This is a genomic window from Microbacterium sp. No. 7, from assembly GCF_001314225.1.
Lineage (GTDB): Bacteria > Actinomycetota > Actinomycetes > Actinomycetales > Microbacteriaceae > Microbacterium.
On sequence record NZ_CP012697.1, the window covers coordinates 3,344,518 to 3,364,900 of the forward strand.

16 protein-coding genes are annotated in these 20,383 nt (G+C 72.1%); 7 read left to right on the top strand and 9 right to left on the bottom strand.

Annotated features, from left to right (window positions below; all coding sequences use genetic code 11):
• Window positions 1-94: 94 nt before the first annotated feature.
• The 6 genes from AOA12_RS15560 (at window position 95) to aqpZ (ending at window position 6,502) form a co-directional block, all read left to right on the top strand.
• Window positions 95-1,435, top strand: coding sequence for a glycerophosphoryl diester phosphodiesterase membrane domain-containing protein (locus AOA12_RS15560; RefSeq protein ID WP_054684770.1), 1,341 nt, complete (start codon window positions 95-97; stop codon window positions 1,433-1,435).
• Window positions 1,432-2,070, top strand: a complete 639-nt coding sequence (locus AOA12_RS15565) for a DUF4129 domain-containing protein (protein ID WP_156366528.1) — start codon at window positions 1,432-1,434, stop codon at window positions 2,068-2,070. The genes AOA12_RS15560 and AOA12_RS15565 overlap by 4 nt, the downstream gene beginning before the upstream one ends.
• On the top strand, window positions 2,067-3,218 hold the full coding sequence (locus tag AOA12_RS15570; RefSeq protein ID WP_054684773.1) for a DUF4350 domain-containing protein: 1,152 nt from the start codon (window positions 2,067-2,069) through the stop codon (window positions 3,216-3,218). Before AOA12_RS15565 ends, AOA12_RS15570 begins: the two co-directional genes overlap by 4 nt.
• The gene (locus AOA12_RS15575; RefSeq protein WP_054684774.1) at window positions 3,215-4,171 is read left to right on the top strand and encodes an AAA family ATPase; all 957 of its coding nucleotides are present in this window, start codon (window positions 3,215-3,217) and stop codon (window positions 4,169-4,171) included. The genes AOA12_RS15570 and AOA12_RS15575 overlap by 4 nt, the downstream gene beginning before the upstream one ends.
• A 97-nt stretch (window positions 4,172-4,268) precedes the next feature.
• Window positions 4,269-5,570 carry a DUF58 domain-containing protein gene (locus AOA12_RS15580; RefSeq protein WP_054684775.1) on the top strand — a complete coding sequence of 434 codons (1,302 nt, stop codon included), beginning with the start codon at window positions 4,269-4,271 and terminating at the stop codon, window positions 5,568-5,570.
• Window positions 5,571-5,698: 128 nt separating this feature from the next.
• Entirely contained in the window at window positions 5,699-6,502 is an 804-nt protein-coding gene (aqpZ, locus tag AOA12_RS15585; RefSeq protein WP_082406301.1) for an aquaporin Z, read from the top strand.
• Between the two features lie 523 nt (window positions 6,503-7,025).
• Here aqpZ and katG read toward each other — a convergent pair.
• From katG to AOA12_RS15605, 4 genes are all read right to left on the bottom strand, one after another.
• Window positions 7,026-9,317, bottom strand: a complete 2,292-nt coding sequence (gene katG, locus AOA12_RS15590) for a catalase/peroxidase HPI (protein ID WP_054684776.1) — start codon at window positions 9,315-9,317, stop codon at window positions 7,026-7,028.
• Window positions 9,314-9,808, bottom strand: a complete 495-nt coding sequence (locus AOA12_RS15595; RefSeq protein WP_082406302.1) for a Fur family transcriptional regulator — start codon at window positions 9,806-9,808, stop codon at window positions 9,314-9,316. Before AOA12_RS15595 ends, katG begins: the two co-directional genes overlap by 4 nt.
• A 207-nt stretch (window positions 9,809-10,015) precedes the next feature.
• Window positions 10,016-11,776, bottom strand: coding sequence for a hypothetical protein (locus AOA12_RS15600; RefSeq protein WP_054684778.1), 1,761 nt, complete (start codon window positions 11,774-11,776; stop codon window positions 10,016-10,018).
• A gap of 235 nt (window positions 11,777-12,011) precedes the next feature.
• Complete coding sequence (locus tag AOA12_RS15605; protein WP_054684779.1) at window positions 12,012-13,007, bottom strand: stage II sporulation protein M; 996 nt, start codon at window positions 13,005-13,007, stop codon at window positions 12,012-12,014.
• 16 nt (window positions 13,008-13,023) lie between these two features.
• Here AOA12_RS15605 and AOA12_RS15610 point away from each other — a divergent pair, with 16 nt between their 5' ends.
• Window positions 13,024-13,854, top strand: a complete 831-nt coding sequence (locus AOA12_RS15610; RefSeq protein ID WP_054684780.1) for an RDD family protein — start codon at window positions 13,024-13,026, stop codon at window positions 13,852-13,854.
• A gap of 216 nt (window positions 13,855-14,070) precedes the next feature.
• On the opposite strand, the gene AOA12_RS15615 is transcribed toward AOA12_RS15610, so the two are convergent.
• From AOA12_RS15615 to AOA12_RS15635, 5 genes are all read right to left on the bottom strand, one after another.
• The gene (locus AOA12_RS15615; RefSeq protein WP_054684781.1) at window positions 14,071-16,062 is read right to left on the bottom strand and encodes a helicase HerA-like domain-containing protein; all 1,992 of its coding nucleotides are present in this window, start codon (window positions 16,060-16,062) and stop codon (window positions 14,071-14,073) included.
• A gap of 10 nt (window positions 16,063-16,072) precedes the next feature.
• Entirely contained in the window at window positions 16,073-16,693 is a 621-nt protein-coding gene (locus AOA12_RS15620; protein WP_054684782.1) for a phosphatase PAP2 family protein, read from the bottom strand.
• A gap of 25 nt (window positions 16,694-16,718) precedes the next feature.
• Complete coding sequence (locus AOA12_RS15625) at window positions 16,719-18,038, bottom strand: multidrug effflux MFS transporter (protein ID WP_231637103.1); 1,320 nt, start codon at window positions 18,036-18,038, stop codon at window positions 16,719-16,721.
• A 199-nt stretch (window positions 18,039-18,237) separates the two neighbouring features.
• Complete coding sequence (locus tag AOA12_RS15630) at window positions 18,238-19,173, bottom strand: carbohydrate ABC transporter permease (RefSeq protein WP_082406304.1); 936 nt, start codon at window positions 19,171-19,173, stop codon at window positions 18,238-18,240.
• A complete protein-coding gene (locus AOA12_RS15635) occupies window positions 19,173-20,312 on the bottom strand; it encodes a carbohydrate ABC transporter permease (RefSeq protein WP_054684785.1) in 1,140 nt (379 codons plus the stop codon). The genes AOA12_RS15630 and AOA12_RS15635 overlap by 1 nt, the downstream gene beginning before the upstream one ends.
• Window positions 20,313-20,383 lie beyond the last annotated feature (71 nt).

Below are 20,383 nucleotides of genomic sequence, written 5' to 3' on the forward strand. Positions count from 1 at the left end.
GGTGACGGGAAGGTCACGGAACAGCGCCGGGGACCGCTGTCGGAGGGGTGTGAAACGATAGGGAGGACCGCGACGGCTCGTTCGAGGAGGCTCCATGACCGTCTACCCGGCCTGGACGCCGGCGTCGCGTCCCGGGATCGTGCCGCTGCGTCCGCTGACCTTCGGGACGATCCTCGGCCGCTCGTTCACGGCGCTGCGCCAGAACCCGCGCGTGCTCCTGGGGTTCGCGCTCGTCGTGCAGGCGATCGTGACGCTCGTCGCGAGCACCGCGCTGGCCGCCGTGGGCGTCTGGGCCGTGCTGCGCATCGTGAACGTGCCGACGACGAGCGACGACTTCGAGGCCATCCTGATCGGGTCGACGGCGCTCGTGGCCGTCGTGGGCGTCGTCATCGGCATCGCGTCGACGGCGTTCTCGGCCGTCGTGCAGGGCGTCGTCGTCGTGGAGGTCTCGCGCGAGGTGCTCGCCGAGAAGCTCACGCTGCGCGAGCTGTGGGCCCGCGTGCGGCCCGTGTTCTGGCGCCTCGTCGGCTACATGCTCCTCCTCATGCTCGCCGTCGTGCTCGCGACGGGCGCGATCGTCGGCGCGCTCATCGGACTGTCGGTCGTGATCGGCTTCGCCGCGCTGTTCCTCGGCATCCTCGCCGCGGTCGCGGCGCTGCCGCTGTATCTCTGGCTCACGGTCAAGCTGCTGCTCGTGCCGGCCGCGATCGTCATCGAGCACGCGACGATCCGCGGCGCGATCGCCCGCTCGTGGCGGCTCACGCGGGGCCGGTTCTGGTCGACGCTCGGCATCGTCGTCATCATCTCGCTGGCGTTCGGCTTCCTCGCCCAGCTGGTCTCGACGCCGCTGTCGCTGCTGTCGATCGGGATGGAGCAGATCTTCGCGCCCACGGGCGACCCCGAGGCCGGGGCGATCATCTCGCTGCTCGTCGGCTCGATCGTCACCCAGGTGATCGTCGTGCTCATCCAGGCGGTCGGCATGGTCGTGCAGGCGACGGCGACGAGCCTCGTCTACGTCGACTGCCGCATGCGGCACGAGGGGCTCGACATCGACCTGCTCTCCTACGTCGAGCGGCGGGATGCCGGTGAGGCCGGCCTCGCCGATCCGTACACGGCCCACATCGGCCGCGTCGTCGCCCCGCGCCCCGCCGCCCCGCCGTTCGTGCCCGGCTACGGGTATCCGACGGCGCCGGGGCATGCGCCGGCGCCCGGCTATGCGCCCCCGCCGTCGGCGGGGCCCCCGCCGGGTCCCGGCTACGCGCCTCCGGCACCGGCGGGACCCCCGCCGGTCGCGGCGCCGGCCGCCCCTCCCCCCTCTCCCGTCGCCCCGTCCGCCCCGGCGCCGCCCGGGGGCCCCGCGGCGGACGCGCCGGCGGGCTCCGACGGGCCGCCGTCGCCGACGCAGTGGGCGCCGCCCGGCGGCGGGGTGCCGTGACGGCCGGGCCGCCGCTCATCCCGGGCGGCGACGAGGCGCGCGAGTGGGCCGAGCGCGAGCTTGCCGACCCGATCTACCAGGCGGCCGAGCCGTCGGCCTTCGACCGCCTCGCCCAGGCCGTCTTCCGGTTCTTCGCCGACCTGCTCTCGGGGTTGAACCCGGGCTCGCTCGGGCCGTGGCTGTCGACCCTCGTCGTCGGCGTCGTCGTCGTGCTGCTCGTCGTCGCGATCCTCATCTGGGGGCTCCCGCGCCTGACCGCCCGGTCGGCCGGCCGCGCGGCACTGTTCGACGACGGCGACACGCTCACGGCGGCCGAGCTGCGGCGCGCGGCGGAGGCCGCGGCCGCCGGCGGCGACTGGGGCGGCGCGACCGTGCTGCGCACGCGGGCCGTCGCACGCTCCCTCGCCGAGCGCACGATCGTCGAGATCGAGCCCGGCGCGACCGTGCACCGCTTCGCCGCCGCCGCGACGGCCGCGTTCCCCGGCGAGCACGCGGCGCTGAACGCGATCGCCGACGACTTCGACGACGTGCGCTACCTGGAGCGGCCCGGCACCGCCGACGCCTATGCCCGCGTCGCCGAGCTCGACGCGCGGCTGCAGGCGGCGACGCCCGTGCTCGACGAGGCCCTCGCATGACCGCCGTCGCCGCTCCCCCGCGCCGCCGCGCCGCGACGGGCTGGATCCTCATCGCCGTCGCCGTCGTCGTGCTGGGCATCGTCGCCGCCGCGATCGGCTCGATCGTGCGGCAGCCGGCGCTGGGGCTGCTCGAGCCCGACGCCGCGAGCCCCTCGGGCACCCGCGCGCTCGTGCGCGTGCTCGAGTCGCAGGGCGTGCGCGTCGTCGTGGCGCGCTCCCTCGCCGAGGCCGAGGCGGCGGCCGTCGCCGGCACGACCCTCGCGCTCGGCGCCACGTCGCCGCTCTCCGACGAGACCGTGCAGCGCCTCGCGGCGGGCGCCTCCGACGTCGTGCTGCTCGAGCCCGCGACGCGCGATCTGCGCCTGCTGCTCGACGCGGCCCCCGCGGGCATCGGCGGCGAGACCGCCGAGCCGCGGTGCGAGCTCGCCGAGGCGCAGCGCGCCGGCGCGGTCACGCCGTGGCAGGTGTTCTCCCCGGCATCCGGGACGGTCGCGTGCTATCCCGCCGGCGACGGCCACGGCCTGCTCGTCTCCGACCGCGACGGCACCCGCGTCGCGGCGGTCGACGCCGCCGGCCTCTTCACCAACGAGCACCTCGCGACCGAGGGCAACGCGGCCCTCGCGGCGGGCTTGCTCGGACGGCACGCCACGCTCGTGTGGTACCTGCCCGCGCTCGCCGACAGCGATCTGGAGGGCGACGCGAGCATCGGCGAGCTCAGCCCCGACTGGGTGACCCCGGCGATCACGATGCTCGTGCTCGCGACGATCGCCGCGGGCGTCTGGCGCGGGCGCCGCTTCGGGCCGCTCGTCTTCGAGACGCTGCCCGTGACGGTGCGCGCCGACGAGACCACCCGCGGCCGCGCACGGCTGTACCAGCGCACGGGCGACCGCACGCACGCGCTCGACCGGCTGCGCCTCGCGACGCTCGACCGGCTCGCGACGCGCCTCGGCCTCGGCCCGGCCGCGACCGTCGACGAGATCGCGGATGCCGCGGCCGCCCGTCTCGGCGCCGACCGCGGGCGCGTGCGGTACATTCTGCGCGACGGCGTGGCCGGCACCGACCGCGAGCTGGTCGACCTCGCCGAGGCCCTGCGCGGCCTCGACGACGCGGTCGCCCAGGCGCTCCACCCCGAGAGGAAGAATCCATGAGTCAGACCGACCCGCAGCTGCGCGAGGCGATGAACCGGGTGCGCATCGAGGTGGGCAAGGCCGTCGTCGGCCAGGACGGCGCCGTGACGGGCCTGCTGATCGCCCTGCTCGCGCGCGGGCACGTGCTGCTGGAGGGCGTGCCCGGCGTCGCGAAGACCCTGCTCGTGCGCAGCTTCAGCCGCGCGATCGGGCTGGACACGACCCGCATCCAGTTCACGCCCGACCTCATGCCCGGCGACGTGACCGGCTCGCTCGTCTACGACGCGCACGCGGGCGGTTTCGAGTTCCGCGCGGGGCCGGTGTTCACGAACGTGCTGCTCGCCGACGAGATCAACCGCACCCCGCCGAAGACGCAGGCGGCGCTGCTGGAGGCGATGGAGGAGCGGCAGGTGTCGGCCGACGGCGTCTCGCGCCCGCTGCCCGATCCGTTCCTCGTCGCGGCGACGCAGAACCCCGTCGAGCATGAGGGCACGTACACGCTGCCCGAGGCGCAGCTCGACCGCTTCCTGCTCAAGCTCGTGATCGGCATGCCCGCGCGCACCGACGAGATCGCGGTGCTGCGCCGGCACGCCGACGGGTTCTCGCCGCGCGATCTCGCCCGGGTCGAGCCGGTGACGGGCGCCGCGGAGATCCACGAGGCGCAGCGCGCCGTGGCATCCGTCGAGGTGTCCGACGACGTGCTCGGCTACGTGGTCGACCTCGCGCGCGCGACCCGCGACTCGCCGTCGGTGCAGCTGGGCGCGAGCCCGCGCGCCGCGACGGCGCTGCTGGCGACCGCGAAGGCGTGGGCGTGGCTGGGCGGCTTCCCCGCCATCACGCCCGATCACGTGCAGACGATGCTCGTGCCCACGTGGCGGCACCGTCTGCGGCTGCGGCCTGAGGCGGAGATCGAGGCGGTGTCGGTCGACGCGATCCTCTCCTCCGTCGTCCGCCAGACCCCGGTGCCGCTATGAGAAGACGACGTTCGACCGCGGCAGAGTGCGGGTCTGAGCGCGCGACACCCGCACTCTGCCGCGGTCGAGACCCAGTGGGACGGGTAGGGCGCACGCCGTGTTCGTGACCGGTCGGCTCGCGCTCGCCCTCGCGGTGGGCGTGATCCCCGTCGTCGTCCTGTCGGCGGCGGGCATGCCCGCGTGGGGCGTCGCGGGGCTGTGGACGGCGCTGTGCGCCGTGCTCACGGCGGTCGACGTCGTGCTCGCCGCCGATCCGCGGCGGGTGACCGTCATGCGGCGCCTGCCCGCGCGGGTGCTGCGCTTCGCCCCGGTCGCCACGACGGTGCTGCTGCGCAACGGGGGCCCGCGTCCCGTGCGCGGCGAGCTGCGGGACGCGTGGCAGCCCACCGCCGGAGCGCCCGCGACGCGGTTCCGCGTCGACGTGCCGCCCGGCGAGCGCCGCGCGATCGACGTGCCGCTGCGCCCCCGCCGGCGCGGTGAGCTGCGCACGGGCTTCGTCGTGCTGCGCACGCGCGGGCCGCTGGGGTTCGCGGGGCGCCAGGGCCGCATCGACGCGCCCGGGGCGATCCGCGTGCTGCCGCCGTTCACGGCGCGCCGGCACCTCGCCTCGCGCCTCGTGCGGCTGCGCGAGCTCGACGGCAGCACGAGCGTGCAGGTGCGCGGCCAGGGCACCGAGTTCGACAGCCTGCGCGAGTACGTGCGCGGCGACGACGTGCGCTCGATCGACTGGCGCGCGACGGCGCGGGCCGGAACGACCATGCTGCGCACGTGGCGTCCCGAGCGCGACCGCCACGTCGTGATCGTGATCGACACGGGGCGCACGGCCGCGGCGCGCGTCGGCGACGGCGTGCGGATGGATGCCGCGATGGAGGCCGCCCTGCTGCTCGCGGCCCTCGCGCAGCGCGCGGGCGACCACGTGCACCTCGTGATGTTCGACCGTGTCGTGCGGGCGCGCGTGACCCGCGTCGACGGGCCGGGCCTGCTGCCGGCGCTCGTCGACGCGATGGCGCCGGTCGAGCCGCAGCTCATCGACACCGACTGGGATGCCGCGTTCGCGGCCGTGCGCACGCTCACGACGCGGCCGTCGCTCATGGTGCTGCTCACGGCGCAGGACGCGCCGGAGACCGCGCGCGGCTTCCTCGCGGCGCTGCCCGCGGCGACGCGACGGTGCCCCGTGCTCGTCGGGAGCGTGACGGACGACGATCCGCCCGCGCCCGACCGCCTCACGCCCGACGACGTGTACGAGCTCGCGTCGCGCGCCCAGGCCACCCGCGACGCCGAGCGCGTCGGCCGCGCCGTGCGCCGCGCCGGCGGCGAGGCGATCGCCCGCGGACCCGAGGACCTTCCCCCGGCCATCGCCGACCGCTACCTCACCCTCAAGGCCGCCGCGCGCCTGTAGCCGTGCCGGCCGCGCACGCGGCGCGCACGGCGGTGCGCGGCGTGTCGTGGAGCGCGCGCCGTGCGCCGCGGGGACAATCGGGCGCAACAACGGTACCGAAGAACGATGCCGAAACGAGGGAGCACGCCATGTCTCGCAGGTCCTCCGCCGGGCGCACGCCGCCGCCCGCGCCCGTCACGACGACCGCGCCGGAGCCGGTCGCCACCACCGCCCAGAAGCTGCTCGCCGAAGCGCTCGGGACCTTCCTGCTCGTCTTCGGCGGCGTCGGCACCGCACTGTTCGCGGCGAACTTCGGCGCGAGCGACAACGGCACCTCGCTCGGCGTGGGCTTCGTGGGCGTCGCGCTCGCGTTCGGCCTCACGGTCGTCGCGGGCGCCTACGCGTGGGGTCCCATCTCGGGCGGCCACTTCAACCCCGCCGTCACGCTCGGCGTCGCCGCCGCGGGCCGGTTCGCGTGGAAGGACACGCCGGGCTACATCGTCGCGCAGATCGTCGGCGGCGCCGTCGCGTCGAGCCTGCTGTTCCTCATCGGCTCGTTCGGTCCCGCGGGCTGGCTCGACGCCGCGCAGTCCGGCGGCTTCGCGAGCAACGGCTTCGGCGACCTCTCGCCCGGCGGGTTCGGCCTCGGCGCCGCCGCCGTGATCGAGATCGTGCTGACCGCCGTCTTCCTGTTCGTGATCCTCGGCGTCACGCACGCGCGCCTCGGCACGGCGTTCGCGGGCCTCGCGATCGGCCTCACGCTGACCCTCATCCACCTCATCTCCATCCCGGTGACCAACACGTCGGTCAACCCGGCGCGCTCTATCGCCGCGGCGATCTACGGCGGCACGGGACCGCTCGGCCAGCTGTGGGCGTTCATCGTGTTCCCGATCGTGGGCGCACTGATCGCGGGCTTCGTCTACCGCGCCGTCTTCGAGGCGAAGAAGGCGTAGGCGCCGCACACGCTGAAGGCCCGCTCCCCCAAGACGAGGAAGCGGGCCTTCAGCGTGTCTACGGCCGATGCCGACGCGCCCTGCACCCCCGCCGGATGCCGGCGCGCTTTCACCCCCGCTGGTCGAGTGCTCGCGGCGGAGCCGCGAGTGTATCGAGACCCATGTAACGGACCGCTACACGGGTCTCGATACGCGCGCTCCGCGCGCTACTCGACCAGCGGAGTTGAAGCTCTCGCACCACCCGGCCGGCGAGGCCAGGGCTCAGGCACCGCGGAGACGCAGAAGGCCCGCTCCCCCGAGGCGAGAAAGCGGGCCTTCTGTGTGTCTGCGCCGGATGCCGGCGCGCTTTCACCCCCCGCCGGATGCCGGCGTGCTTTGACCCCGCTGGTCGAGTGCTCGCGGCAAAGCCGCGAGTGTATCGAGACCCGTGTAACGGACCGCTACACGGGTCTCGATACGCGCGCTCCGCGCGCTACTCGACCAGCGGGGTTGAGGCAAGGCTCCCCCGCCACCCGGCCGGGCCTCAGGCGTGGAGGTCGAAGCGGTCGAGCTCGGTGACCTTGCCCCATGCGGCGACGAAGTCGCGCACGAACTTCTCGCGGGCGTCGTCGGAGGCGTAGACCTCGGCGAGGGCGCGCAGCTCGGAGTTCGAGCCGAACAGCAGGTCGACGCGCGTGCCGCGGCCGACGAGCTCGCCCGAGCCGTCCTTGCGGCCCTCGAAGGCGTGCTTGCCGGGGTCGAGCGGCGTCCACGTCGTGCCGAGGTCGAGCAGGTTCACGAAGAAGTCGTTCGTGAGCACGCCGACGCGGTCGGTGAACACGCCGTACTCCGAGCCGTCCCAGTTCGTGCCGAGCACCCGCAGGCCGCCGACGAGCACGGTCAGCTCGGGGGCGCTCAGGGTCAGCAGGTTGGCGCGGTCGATGAGCATGTGCTCGGCGGGCAGGCCCCACGCGGCGGCGACGGGTCCGTAGTAGTTGCGGAAGCCGTCGGCGGCCGGCTCGAGGTAGCCGAACGACTCGACGTCGGTCTGCTCCTGCGAGGCGTCGGTGCGGCCGGGGTGGAAGGGCACCACGGCATCCACGCCGGCGTCGCTCGCGGCCTTCTCGACCGCGGCGTTGCCCGCGAGCACGATGAGGTCGGCGAGCGAGACGCGCGTGCCGTCGGTGCGGCTCTCGTTGAACGCCGACTGGATGCCGCTGAGCACGCCCAGCACCTTCTGCACCTGCGCGGGGGCGTTGACCTCCCAGTCCTTCTGCGGCGCGAGGCGGATGCGGGCGCCGTTGACGCCGCCGCGCTTGTCGCTGCCGCGGAAGGTCGAGGCGGCGGCCCACGTCACCGAGACGAGCTCGCTCACGGTGAGACCGGAGTCGAGCACCTGCTGCTTGAGCGCGGCGGCGTCGGCGGCGGCGATCAGCTCGTGGTCGACGGCGGGGACACGGTCCTGCCAGAGCAGCTCCTCGGCGGGCACCTCGGGGCCGAGGTAGCGCTCGACGGGGCCCATGTCGCGGTGCGTCAGCTTGAACCAGGCGCGTGCGAACGCGTCGGCGAACGCCTCGGGGTCGTCCTTGAAGCGGCGCGAGATCCTGTCGTACTCGGGGTCGAAGCGCAGCGCCAGGTCGGTCGTGAGCATGCGGGGCTCGCGACGGCCGTTCGAGTGCGCGAGCGGCACCATGTCGGCGCCACCGCCGTTGATCGGACGCCACTGCTGCGCGCCGGCCGGGCTGTGGAACAGCTCCCAGTCGTAGGCGTAGAGGATGTGGAAGAACTCGTTGTCCCAGCGCGTGGGGTGGTAGGTCCAGGTGACCTCCAGGCCCGACGTGATCTGGTCGTCGCCCTTGCCCGTGCCGTGGTTGTTCTTCCAGCCGAGGCCCTGCATCTCCAGGCCGGCCGCCTCGGGGTTGTCCTCGAGGTTGCTGTCGTGCGCCGCACCATGGGTCTTGCCGAACGTGTGGCCGCCCGCGATGAGCGCGACGGTCTCCTCGTCGTTCATCGCCATGCGGCCGAAGGTCTCGCGGATGTCGCGCGCCGCCGCCACGGGGTCGGGGTTGGCGTTCGGGCCCTCCGGGTTGACGTAGATGAGGCCCATCTGCACGGCGGCGAGCGGACGCTCCAGCTCGCGGTCGCCCGAGTAGCGCTCGTCGCCGAGCCACGTCGTCTCGGGGCCCCAGTACACGTCGTCGTCCGGCTCCCACACGTCGGCGCGGCCGCCGGCGAAGCCGAAGGTGCGGAAGCCCATCGTCTCCAGCGCGACGTTGCCCGCGAGGATCATCAGGTCGCCCCACGAGATCGACTGCCCGTACTTCTTCTTGACGGGCCAGAGGATGCGGCGGGCCTTGTCGAGGCCCACGTTGTCGGGCCAGCTGTTCAGCGGTGCGAAGCGCTGCTGGCCCGCACCGCCGCCGCCGCGGCCGTCGGTGACGCGGTAGGTGCCCGCCGAGTGCCACGCCATGCGCACGATGAGGGGGCCGTAGTGCCCGAAGTCGGCGGGCCACCAGTCCTGCGAGGTCGTGAGGGTCTCGGCGATGTCGGCCTTGACGGCCGCGAGGTCGAGGGAATCGAACGCGGCGCGGTAGTCGAAGTCCTCGCCGAGGGGGTTGCCCACGGCGGGGTTCTTCTTGAGGATGCGGAGGTTCAGCTGGTTGGGCCACCACACGTTGTTCGCCGAGCCCGAGGTGGGGTGCGGCTGCGCGTGGATGACGGGGCAGGTCGCGGCCTGCTCGGCCTGGGCCTCGTCGGTGTCGGTGACGGTCACGGACTGGTCGATGCCGGTGACGTCCTCGCCGACGGGCGCGACGGCGTCGTGCTGCTCGGTCATGGTGTTCCTTCCTCGGGAGTGTCGGGTGTCGTGGGGGGATCGGATGTCAGGGCGCGGGCGGCCGCACCGCGCGACGGGTCGGCCTGGCACGCGGGGCACACGCCCCAGAACGTGACCTCGGCGACCGAGACGGCGAAGCCGTGCGTGTCGGAGGGGGCGAGGCACGGCGCGTGCCCGACGACGCAGTCGACGTCTTCGACGGCGCCGCACGACGTGCACACGATGTGGTGGTGGTTGTCGGCGACGCGCAGCTCGAACATCATGGCGTGCCCGGCCGGCTCGATGCGGCGCACGAGTCCCGCATCGGCGAAGTCGCCGAGCGCGTTGTAGACCGACTGCCGGCTCGTGCTGGGCAGGTGCGGGCGCACGGCGGCGTAGATCTCGTCGGCCGTGGCGTGCGGGTGGGCTCCGAGCGCCGCGTAGACGGCGCTGCGCGACTCGGTGACCCGCAGTCCGGCGGCGCGGATGGCGTCGGCGGATGTCGTGGTCATGACATCCAGGGTAGGACTTTTTTTGACTCAGTAAAAGGAAGGGGAGCCTAACCCCCCCTGCCGTTCGGATAGTCGTCCGAGCGGGCGTGTCGGATCGATGATCTCTCCCGTCACAGGATCGATCATCTCGATGGTCTGGCTCATCGCCCTTCCCTTCGGCCAGGCCGGTCCCAGATCCACCGTTCTCCTGACGGTCCCGAGCACGGATCAGCGAGTTGCAGGAGGAAGGTCTGCGGTCGTGATCGCTCCTGCGGGATCACGGTAGATGCCCGAGACACGAGGGTAGGAGCCGCCGTTCGTCTGGCCGAGAAGCACCCACGTCTCGCCCGAGACGAGCGGAATGTTCCGGTAGGGCTCGTAATGGGGCACCGACGCATCACGGGCAGGAGTGAGCGAGTCGCTTTCACCGGTTCTCAGGCTCACGATCTCCAGACCGTCCTTCGTGTAGAACCAGAGCCGCTCATCGAACGCACCGAGCGGAGTAAGTCCCTGCAGCGCTTCGACCTGCGATGTGGAGACGCGAAGCAGAACTTCTCCGGTCGCCGTGTCTGTGACGCGAAGGGATTCGTCCCCTCCTCCGCGCTGACCATCCGGTCGGGTGAGAAGCAGACCGGATACAGGATCGTAGAGCGGTTCGAGAAGACCAAGCGCGACGGGCTCACCGGTTGATATGTCATACACATCGACCTGACTCGACGCCGCGCTCTGATCATAGGCGAAACGTTCCGCGTCTCCCGGAAGCACACGGGCGGTGCCACCTGTCGTCAGCTGCGATCGCTCCGGGGTGTAGGACCAGATCTGGTCGCCATTCGGCGCGACCCCGATGAGATCATCCCCGCACTCGACGACACGTGTTCCATCCGCCCCGAGAATCACATGATGCGTCGCTCGCGAGAACCAGAAGTAGTTGCCGAGCGGGACCGAGCAGATCATCTGCCATATCACGTCTCCGCTCGACGCCGAGACGGCCAGGAAGATGTCTTCTCGAGTGGATTCGTCCGACATAGCGATATGGACGGTATCGCCGAAGAGCGCTGTTCCGCTGATCTGCTCGCCCCCGAAAGCAGACACCCAAGCGTCAGACACCGTCGTCCCGCTGTCATCGTACACGCGCATCGTGACGACCTGCTCTCCAGCCTGCAGTCCCGTCGAGCGCTTCCGCTCCATCGAAGTCACGATCAGCGCGGAGTCCGCGCCGGGTCTCTGCTGCACACCGAACGCACGGCCGAGGACCTCACGATCCGCGTCGACGGGAGGAGAGACCGTCACGGGCAACGGGTTCTCCGCGCCATACACCTGCACGATCCCTTCGCGTGCCTTCTCGATGAGCGCAACGGTACGAGGCCCCATGAAGATGTCGCCGTCGTCGTACTCGAAGGGCGACCATCGGAATGCCTCGAGCTCGTCGACCCGAGGGAACACTGCTGCCGGCGACGTCTCGCCGTCGTCCGAGGCCGCCGCAAGGTCGTCCTCCGAGTCGCCGACAGCCACGAATGCGGCGCCGATTCCCGGACAGTTCGCCGCCGTGTACTGATCCACACGCGAGATGGCGGCGGCATTGGTGATGCCGCTCATCAATCCGGCGGTCAATCCGGCCAGGGGATCACTCGCCGCCTTCTCCGCGGCTTTCAGCTGCGCATCCCATGCTGCTGCCGTCGCCTCGACGTCAGCTGAGATCTCTTCGGGAGCGACCTTTGCCGCTTCCTTCCACATCTGCCCGATATCGCCGATCGCCGAGACTGCCTGCATGATCCCGCCGATGAGGTCCTCTCCGCCCGTGGCTGCAGCCATGGCATTGATGTATCTCTCCTTGTGCTCCTCGATGACGCTGCAGTACGCCTCGAGCGAGCGCGAAGGAGAGCAGGCGGTGAGGGTGGCCAGAAGTGTCGTACCCACCAGACCGAGCGCGAATGCACGGCGGATCGCACCCGAGTGCGTGGCTCCGGTGGATTCGATCTCCATAGCCATGTCGTCCTTTCGTCCGATTGTGAGGGCGTACTCGCCCGGACCTTGACCCCGGATCTTGGACGCGATGTCATTTCAGCTATGCCGCTTCCGTGAGCGTAGCGGACGCGTGATCTCCAGGTACCGCGCCGAAGGAGGCGACACCGATCACCGCACCCATCCCGCGAGACTCCGCACCAGGATCTTGACCCCCGACCCCGACGACCAGCCGAACGGCGTTGAGCCTCACCCCGCGCCGCTATCCGGCGACGAGACGCTGCGCGCCCGCCTCGTACTCCGTGAGGTCGCCCGTCTCCCCCGCTCGCGCGGCGCGGCGGCCGACGACGAGCATGTAGAACAGGAAGACGCCGAGCGCGAGCGTGCCGATGCCGATCTTCAGCGCCCACGGCCACGGCTGGCGCGTGACGAACCCCTCGACCAGGCCCGACAGCGCGAGCGCGAGCACGAGGCCGATCACGACCGTCGCGAGCGAGCGGCCTGCGGCGGCGAGCGCCTCCCCGCGGCTGCGGGGACCGGGGACGACCCAGGCCCAGAAGATGTGCAGGCCCGCCGCCGCCGCGACGAAGATCGCCGTCAGCTCGAGCTGGCCGTGCGGGGCGATGTGCAGCAGGAACTGATCGCCGCGGTCATAGGCGAACATGACCGCGGCGGCCGTGCCGAGGCCCGTCGCGTTCTGCATGACGACCATGACCGGCCAGAACCCCGTGATGCCGAACATGATGCACTGCGCGGCGATCCAGGCGTTGTTCGTCCACACCATCGTCGCGAACACGCCCTCGGCGTGCTCGCTGTAGTACTGGGTGAAGTCCTCCTCGGCGTACTGCGCGAGCTGCGCCTCGCTGCCGAGCGCCGCGATCGCCGCGGGGTCGCGGGCGATCCACACGGCGACGAGCGCGCCGATCGCGAAGAACGCCACGGCCACGGCGAGGGTCGTCCAGCGCAGGCGGTAGAGCGCCGCGGGCAGCTGGTGCACGAAGAAGCGCGGCAGCTGCCGCAGCATGTTGTCGGGCGTGCCGGTCAGCCGCAGGCGCGCCCGCGCGATGAGCGTGGACAGGTGGTCGCCCCAGGCGCTGCGCCCCGCCGACGTCTTGATGTCGGCCAGGTCGGCGGACGCCGCGCGATACCGTTCCACGAGCTCGTCGACCTCGACGCCAGTGAGCCGCCGCGTGCGGCCCAGCTCGTCGAGCCGCGACCACTCGTGCTCCCGGGCGGCCGAGAGCGCGTCGAGGTCCATGTGATTCACTGTATCCGTGTCCGCCGTGCCCCAGCTTGTCGAGATCGATCAGGACGAGGTGCTCACGGGCGAGGCCGTCGCCCTCGACGTGCAGCCGCTCGGCCTGTTCCTGCGCGCGCTCGGGGCGCTCATCGACGTCGTCGCGTCGGCGATCCTGCTCGTCGTGTTCTGGATCGTCGTGAGCTGGGTCGCCGGGGTCACGATCATGGCGCTCGCGCCCGCGCTGCTGATCGGCTCGATCGTCGTCGTGCTCGTCGTCCTGCCGGCCGCCGTCGAGACCGCGACGCGGGGACGCAGCCTCGGCAAGCTCGCGGTGGGCGGCCGCATCGTGCGCGCCGACGGCGGCGCCGCCGGGTTCCGGCACGCGCTCATCCGGTCGCTCGCGGGCGTGCTGGAGGTCTGGTTCACGCTCGGCGCCGTCGCCGGCATCGTCGGCGCGTTCACGCCGCGGGCGCAACGGCTCGGCGACCTGCTCGCGGGGACCTACAGCGAGCGCACGCGCCCGCCGCGTCTGCCCGCCCCCGCGCCGGGCGTGCCCCCCGTGCTCGCCGCATGGGCGCAGATCGCCGACGTCGCGCGGCTGCCCGACCGCATCGCCCGTCGCGCCGCCCAGTTCGTGCGCGGCGCCGACGCGCTCGCCCCCGCCGCGCGCATGCGGCTCGCCGCGACGCTCGCCGACGACATGCGGCCGTTCGTCGCGCCCCTGCCGCCGTGCGACCCCGAGACGCTCGTGCGCGCCGTCGTCGCCGTGCGCCGCGACCGCGAGTACGCCGCGCTGCAGGGCCAGAACGAGCGCGTCGCCCGCCTCACCGCCGGTGACGACACCCGCGCGCTGCCGCCGCGCTGAGCCGCGCGCCCCGGCATCCGGCCGGGCCCATCGGATCCGTCCAGGCCGCCGGCATCCGGCCGGGCCTGCACCGGCATCCGCCCGGCGACCGCCCGGCCCCGATGCCGTTCACAACTCAGGAAGAACGGCCGCCGGGCGGCCGATCCGCCCCTCCCGGCGCGGAGTCTCCTGAATTGTGCAACCCCGTCGGGCGGGGCGGCACGTCGGGCCGGCGCGTCAGCGGCGGCGGCCGGTGCCGAAGACGCCGCGGATGACCGTGTTCAGCACGGTCTGCGTGGCCTTCGAGCCGAGCAGGTCTTCGAGCGGGCTCTTCGCCGGGGAGCGCGACGTGCGGGTGCGCCCGCCTCCGGCGGCCTTGAGCAGCCGGTCGTACTCCTTCTGGCGCTCGCGCGCCTCCCTGTCGAGCTGCTTCTGGATCGCCGCCTGCTGCTTCGCGAGCTCGGCCTCGACCTTCGCCTTCTCGGCGGCGGCCTGCGCCGCGGCGTCGGCGGCGGCCGCGGCATCCATCTTCGCGGTCAGGATCTCGCGCGCCGACTCGCGGTCGATGGGCGTGCCGTAGGACGCCAGCAGAGGGGATGCCGCGACGAGGCGCTCCACTTCGGCCTCCGGCGCGGGCGACATGAGCCCCTGCGGCGCCCGCAGCCGGGTCCACGCGACCGGCGTGGGCGCGCCCTTCTCGCTCATGACGGTGACGATCGCCTCGCCCGTGCCGAGCTCCTGCAGCACCCGCTCGAGGTCGTATCCGCTCGTCGGGTACGTGCCGACGGCCTGCCGCAGCGCCTTCGCGTCGTCGGGGGTGAAGGCGCGCAGCGCGTGCTGCACGCGCGAGCCGAGCTGGCCGAGCACGTCGGCGGGCAGGTCCTTGGGGTTCTGCGTGACGAAGAACACGCCCACCCCCTTCGAGCGGATGAGCCGCACCGTCTGCACGATCGACGCCAGGAAGGCCTTGGACGCGTCGCGGAACAGCAGGTGCGCCTCGTCGAAGAAGAACACGAGCTTCGGCCTGTCGGCATCGCCGACCTCGGGCAGCGTCTCGAACAGTTCCGCGAGCAGGTACATCAGGAAGGTCGAGAACAGCTCCGGCCGGTCGATGACGCCCGGCACCTCCAGCAGACTGATGACGCCGCGCCCGTCGGGGGCGAGCCGCAGGAAGTCGCGCACGTCGAACTCGGGCTCGCCGAAGAACACGTCGGCGCCGCCGTCGGCGAAGGTGATGAGCTCGCGCAGGATGACGCCGGCGGTCGCCGCCGACAGGCCGCCCAGTCCCTTGAGCTCGGGCTTGCCCTCGTCGCTCGTGAGGTACGTGAGCACGGCGCGCAGGTCGGAGAGGTCGACGAGCGCGAGACCGTGCGCATCGGCGTAGTGGAAGACGAGCCCGAGGCTCGACTCCTGCGTCTGGTTGAGGCCGAGCACCTTGCTGAGCAGCAGCGGCCCGAAGCCCGACACCGTCGCGCGCACGGGCACGCCGCGTCCGACGCCGCCGAGCGCGAGGAACTCGGTCGCCGAGGCCTGCGGCCGCCACGGCTGCCCGATGCCGTCGGTGCGCTGCCGCAGCTTCTCGCTCGGCTCGCCCGGCACCGCGACGCCCGTCAGGTCGCCCTTGACGTCGGCCGCGAACACGGGCACGCCGTGCGCGGCGAGCTGCTCGGCGAGCACCTGCAGCGTGCGCGTCTTGCCCGTGCCGGTCGCGCCCGCGACGAGCCCGTGCCGGTTGGTCATGGCGAGCGGGATGCGCACCTGCGCCTCGGGCACCGGCTCGCCGTTGACGAGCGCGCCGAGCTCGAGCGCCGCGTGCTCGAACGCGTAGCCCCGCGCGATCGTGGCGACCTGGTGCGCCGTGAGCGGGCCGGCGTTCACGGCATCCGTCCGCGCCGTCTCGGCCGGAGCAGAAGTTTCCGGAACAGGAGTTTCCGGGACCGGAGCTCCGGGAACAGGAGATCCGGCTGAGACAGCCGGCTCGGGCGGCAGATCGTCCCGTTCCGACGGAGCGGGCGGGGTGGATGCCGCGGGACCCGCGGCGGCGGCGCGGGCGGCCTCGGCTTCCGCGGCGGCGAGCGCCGCACGGGCCTGCGCGAGGGCGAGGGCCGCCTCGGCGGCCTCGGCCTCGGCGCGCAGACGCACCAGCTCGGCCGCGGCGACGGATGCCGCGGAATCGGGCGCAGCGGCGGCGGGCGGCTCGGGAACGGCGGGCGGCTCGGGCGCGGTCATGGCGCTCAGCCTAGCGACGCCGCCGCAGCGGCGCCGCGAACACGGCCGCGACGAGCAGCGCGGCGCCCGTCCCGACGAGCACGCCGCCGATCGTGTCGGTGAGCCAGTGCGCGTGCACCTGCGTGCGGGCGAACGCCATGAGCGCCGTCCAGGCGATGCCGACGACGGCGACCCACAGCCTCGAGAAGAGCACGATCGCGACGACCGCGACCGTCGCCGCATTGGCCGTGTGCCCCGACGGGAACGACCCGAAGTCGGAGATCACGAACATGTCCTCCGGGCGGGCGCGGCCGAAGACGTTCTTCAGCACCTGCACGACGAGGGCGCTCACGACGGATGCCACGACGAAGAACCCCGCCGCCCACGGCCGCCGGGCGGCGAGCAGCGCCGCCGTGATCACCGCCGGCACGAGCAGCACGCCGACCCAGCCGCCGCCGATCCCGTCCAGCGCGAGCGAGACGGGCACGAGCCCCGGGGCGAGGGAGCCGACGGTCGTGTCCCACCAGCGGTCGAGGGGCGGGGCGTCCGTGCCCGCGACGATCGCGCCCAGCACGGCTCCGGCGACCAGCAGCGCGACGCCCACGACGCCGAGGCGCAGCCCGCGCTCGACGTCGGCCTCGGCGATGCTCATCGCATCATTGTGGCGCGACGCGCGATCACGGGGTGAGCTTCTCGACCGTGCGGGGCCGCACGACGAGCCACAGCGAGAGCGCGCCGACGACCGCGCATCCCATCATCACGATCGCCATCGTGGTCGCGGTGATCGCGGCGCCGCCCGAGATCCATCCCGCGAGCGGCGTGATGAGCCCCGCGACGCCGCTGTTGACGGCGCCGAGCACGCTCGCGGCGGTGCCCGCGGCGTTGCCATGGCGGTCGAGCGCGAGCACCTGCACGCACGGGAACGTGAACCCGGCCGCCGTCATGAACACGAACAGCGGCACGATCGTGCCCCACAGGCCGAGGCTCAGCTGGTCGGCGGCGATGATGCCGCCCGAGGCGAGGATGAGCACCGCGGTCGACCAGGCGAGCACCCACTGCGGGCCGAACCGCGCGGCGAGGCGCGCCGCGACCTGGATGCCGATCACGAGGCCGATCGAGTTGGCGGCGAACAGCATGCCGTACTGCTGCGCGTCGAACCCGTACGTCTCCTGGAACAGGAACGAGGAGGCCGACAGATACGAGAACAGCCCGCTGAACGTCGTGCCGCCGATCACGAGCACGCCCAGGAAGACGCGGTCGCCGAACACGCTCGCGTAGCGCTGCAGCACCGTCGTGCTTCCGCGCTCCTGGCGGCGCGCGGGCGGCAGCGTCTCGCGCACGAGCACGATCGAGGCGACGAGCATCACCACGCCGTACACGGCGAGCACCACGAAGATGCCGCGCCACGGCATGACGAGCAGCAGCTGCGAGCCGATGAGCGGCGCGACCACGGGCGCGACGCCCGACACGAGCGCGAGACGGCTCAGCATGACCACGAGCCGGCGTCCGCCGAACAGGTCGCGCACGATCGCCATCGCCACGACGCTGCCCGCGGCGGCGCCCATGCCCATGACGACGCGCGAGACGCCGAGCAGGATCAGCTCCGGCGCGAGCGCCGCGGCGATGCTCGCGAGCACGTGCAGCGCCGTCACGACGAGCAGCGGCACGCGACGGCCCACCTTGTCGCTGAGCGGTCCCACGATGAGCTGCCCGAGGGCGAAGCCGATCATCGTGCCCGTCAGGGTGAGCTGGATCGCCGCCGCGGTCGTGTCGAAGTCGCGCTGCAGCAGCGGGAACGCCGGCAGGTACAGATCGATCGTGAACGGGCCGAGCGCCGTGAGCGCACCGAGCAGCAGCACGAGCACGACGCGGCGGGGCGTCGGCATCGCATCGCCGGGGTGCAGCACGACGGGCGCCGTCGCGGGGTCGGCGCCGAGGGTGCGGATGGCGCCCGTGGCACGCGGTTCCTGCGTGGGGATGGAGGCGGTGTCGTACAACGGAGTCCCAGGGGGTGAGAGGGCGGACGCGCGGGCGCGAGAGACGGTCGCGAAACGATTCGCGCGCTCCATCGATGATAGCCCCTCCCGGTGACGCGGGGCTGAGCGCGCGGACCCCGGGACCGAACGCACGGAAAGAACGCACGAAAAAGAGGGGCGATGCACGCCGTCGTGCACCGCCCCTCCGGCATCCGCCCGATCAGCCCTTCGTAGAGCCCGCCAGCAGGCCGCGCACGAAGAACCGCTGCAGCGCCAGGAACACGATGAGCGGCACCGCGAGGGCGATGAACGCGCCCGCCGTGAGAAGGTGCCAGTCCTGTCCGCGGCTTCCCGTCATCTCCGCGAGCAGCTTGGTGATCGGCGCGACGTTGCCGTCGGCGAAGATCAGCGCCACGAGCAGGTCGTTCCAGACCCACAGGAACTGGAAGATCGCGACCGACGCGATCGCCGGCGCCGTGAGCGGCAGCACGATGCGGAAGAAGATCTGCCCGTGCCCCGCACCGTCGACGCGCGCCGCCTCGATGACCTCGCCCGGGATCTCCGAGACGAAGTTGTGCAGCAGGTAGATCACCAGCGGCAGGCCGAACATCGTGTGCGCGATCCACACCTGCGCGTAGCCGACCGAGCCGAACGCCTCGATCACCGGGAACCCGAAGATCGTGCCCTGCGCGAACAGCTGCAGCACCGGGATGAGCGCCATCTGCAGCGGCACGATCTGCAGCGCGAACACGCAGATGAACAGGATCGTCTTGCCGCGGAAGTCGATCCATGCGAACGCGTACGCCGCCAGCAGCGCCACCGTGATCGGCAGCAGCGTCGCCGGGATCGTGATCGCGATCGAGTTCATGAACGCGCCCGCCATGTTGAGCTGGCCCGTTCCGCTCTGCAGCGCCGTCGCGTAGTTGTCGAGCGTCCAGCCCCAGTTCTGGAACACCGTCCACCAGCCGGTGGTGCCGATCAGCTCCTTCGGCCGGAACGACGTGAGGAACAGGCCGAACGTCGGCACCGTCCAGATCGCGGCGATCACGAGCGCCGCGGCGGTCGCCCACGGCGATGTCAGCCGGCGCTTCGCGGTCGCGCCGAGCGGCTTGCGGGGGGCCTTCGGGCCCGTGGCCACGGCCTGTGTCGTGGTCATCAGCGGACCTCCCTCTGACGCTTGAGCTGAACGGCGTTGTAGATCACGATCGGCATGACCAGCAGGAACAGGATCACGGCGAACGCAGCCGACCGGCCCGCCTCGAAGCTGCGGAACTGCGTGTACATCTCGTTCGCGAGCACCGACGTGTTGTTGGCTCCGGCCGTCATCGTGCGCACGATGTCGAACACCTTCAGCGAGCCGATCGAGATCGTCGTGAGCACGACGATGAGAGCGGGACGGATGCCGGGGACCGTGACGTTCATGAACCGCTGCCACGCGTTGGTGCCGTCGAGCTCGGCGGCCTCCAGCTGCTCGGTCGGAACGCCCTTGATCGCGGCCGAGAGCACCACCATCGCGAAACCGGTCTGGATCCAGATGAACACGACGATGAGCCACAGCGTGTTCCACGGATCGTCGGCGAGGAAGTTGTACGGCTGCCCGCCGAACCACACGATCACCTGGTTCAGGAAGCCGATCTGGTCCTGGCCCGCCGGTCGCGGCGTGTACATGAAGCGCCAGATGATCGAGGCGCCGACGAACGAGATCGCCATCGGCATGAACACGAGGATCTTGTAGTACTTCTCACCGCGCGTCTTGTCGATGAAGTACGCGTACGCGAGTCCCGCGATCGTCGACACGACGGGTGCGATGAGCACCCACAGGATCGTGTTGCCGATGATGCGCAGGTTCTGCGGCTGCGTGAAGATCCACTCGAAGTTCGCGAGCCCGATGAACTCGGTGCCGCGCGAGTTCATGAACGCCTGCCCGACGGTCTGCACCGTCGGCACGACGAGGCCCACCGCGAGCAGGGCGAGCGCGGGCGTCAGGAAGCCCACGAGCTGGAACATCGACCCCGCGCCGCCTTTGGCGCGCTTGTCGAGGAAGAAGAACAGCAGGCCGAGCACGGCCGCTGCGGCCATGGCCTCGTACCAGGACTGCAGCACGAACAGCACGAGCACGGGGCCGAGCACGCACGCCGCGAGGCGGATGATCGTGTACGTGCGGCCGGGCTTCGGGGCGATCTCGATGAAGAAGAGGATGAGCGCCACGACGGCGACGAACACCCCCACCACGACGACGATCTCCAGAAGAGGATGCAGGTGGGACAACCACCGGAAGAAATCTTGAACGGACATGAGAGCCTTTCGAGTACGACGTCGGACCCAGCGGCAGAGGTGGAAGCCACTCTGCCGGAAAGAAGGGCCGC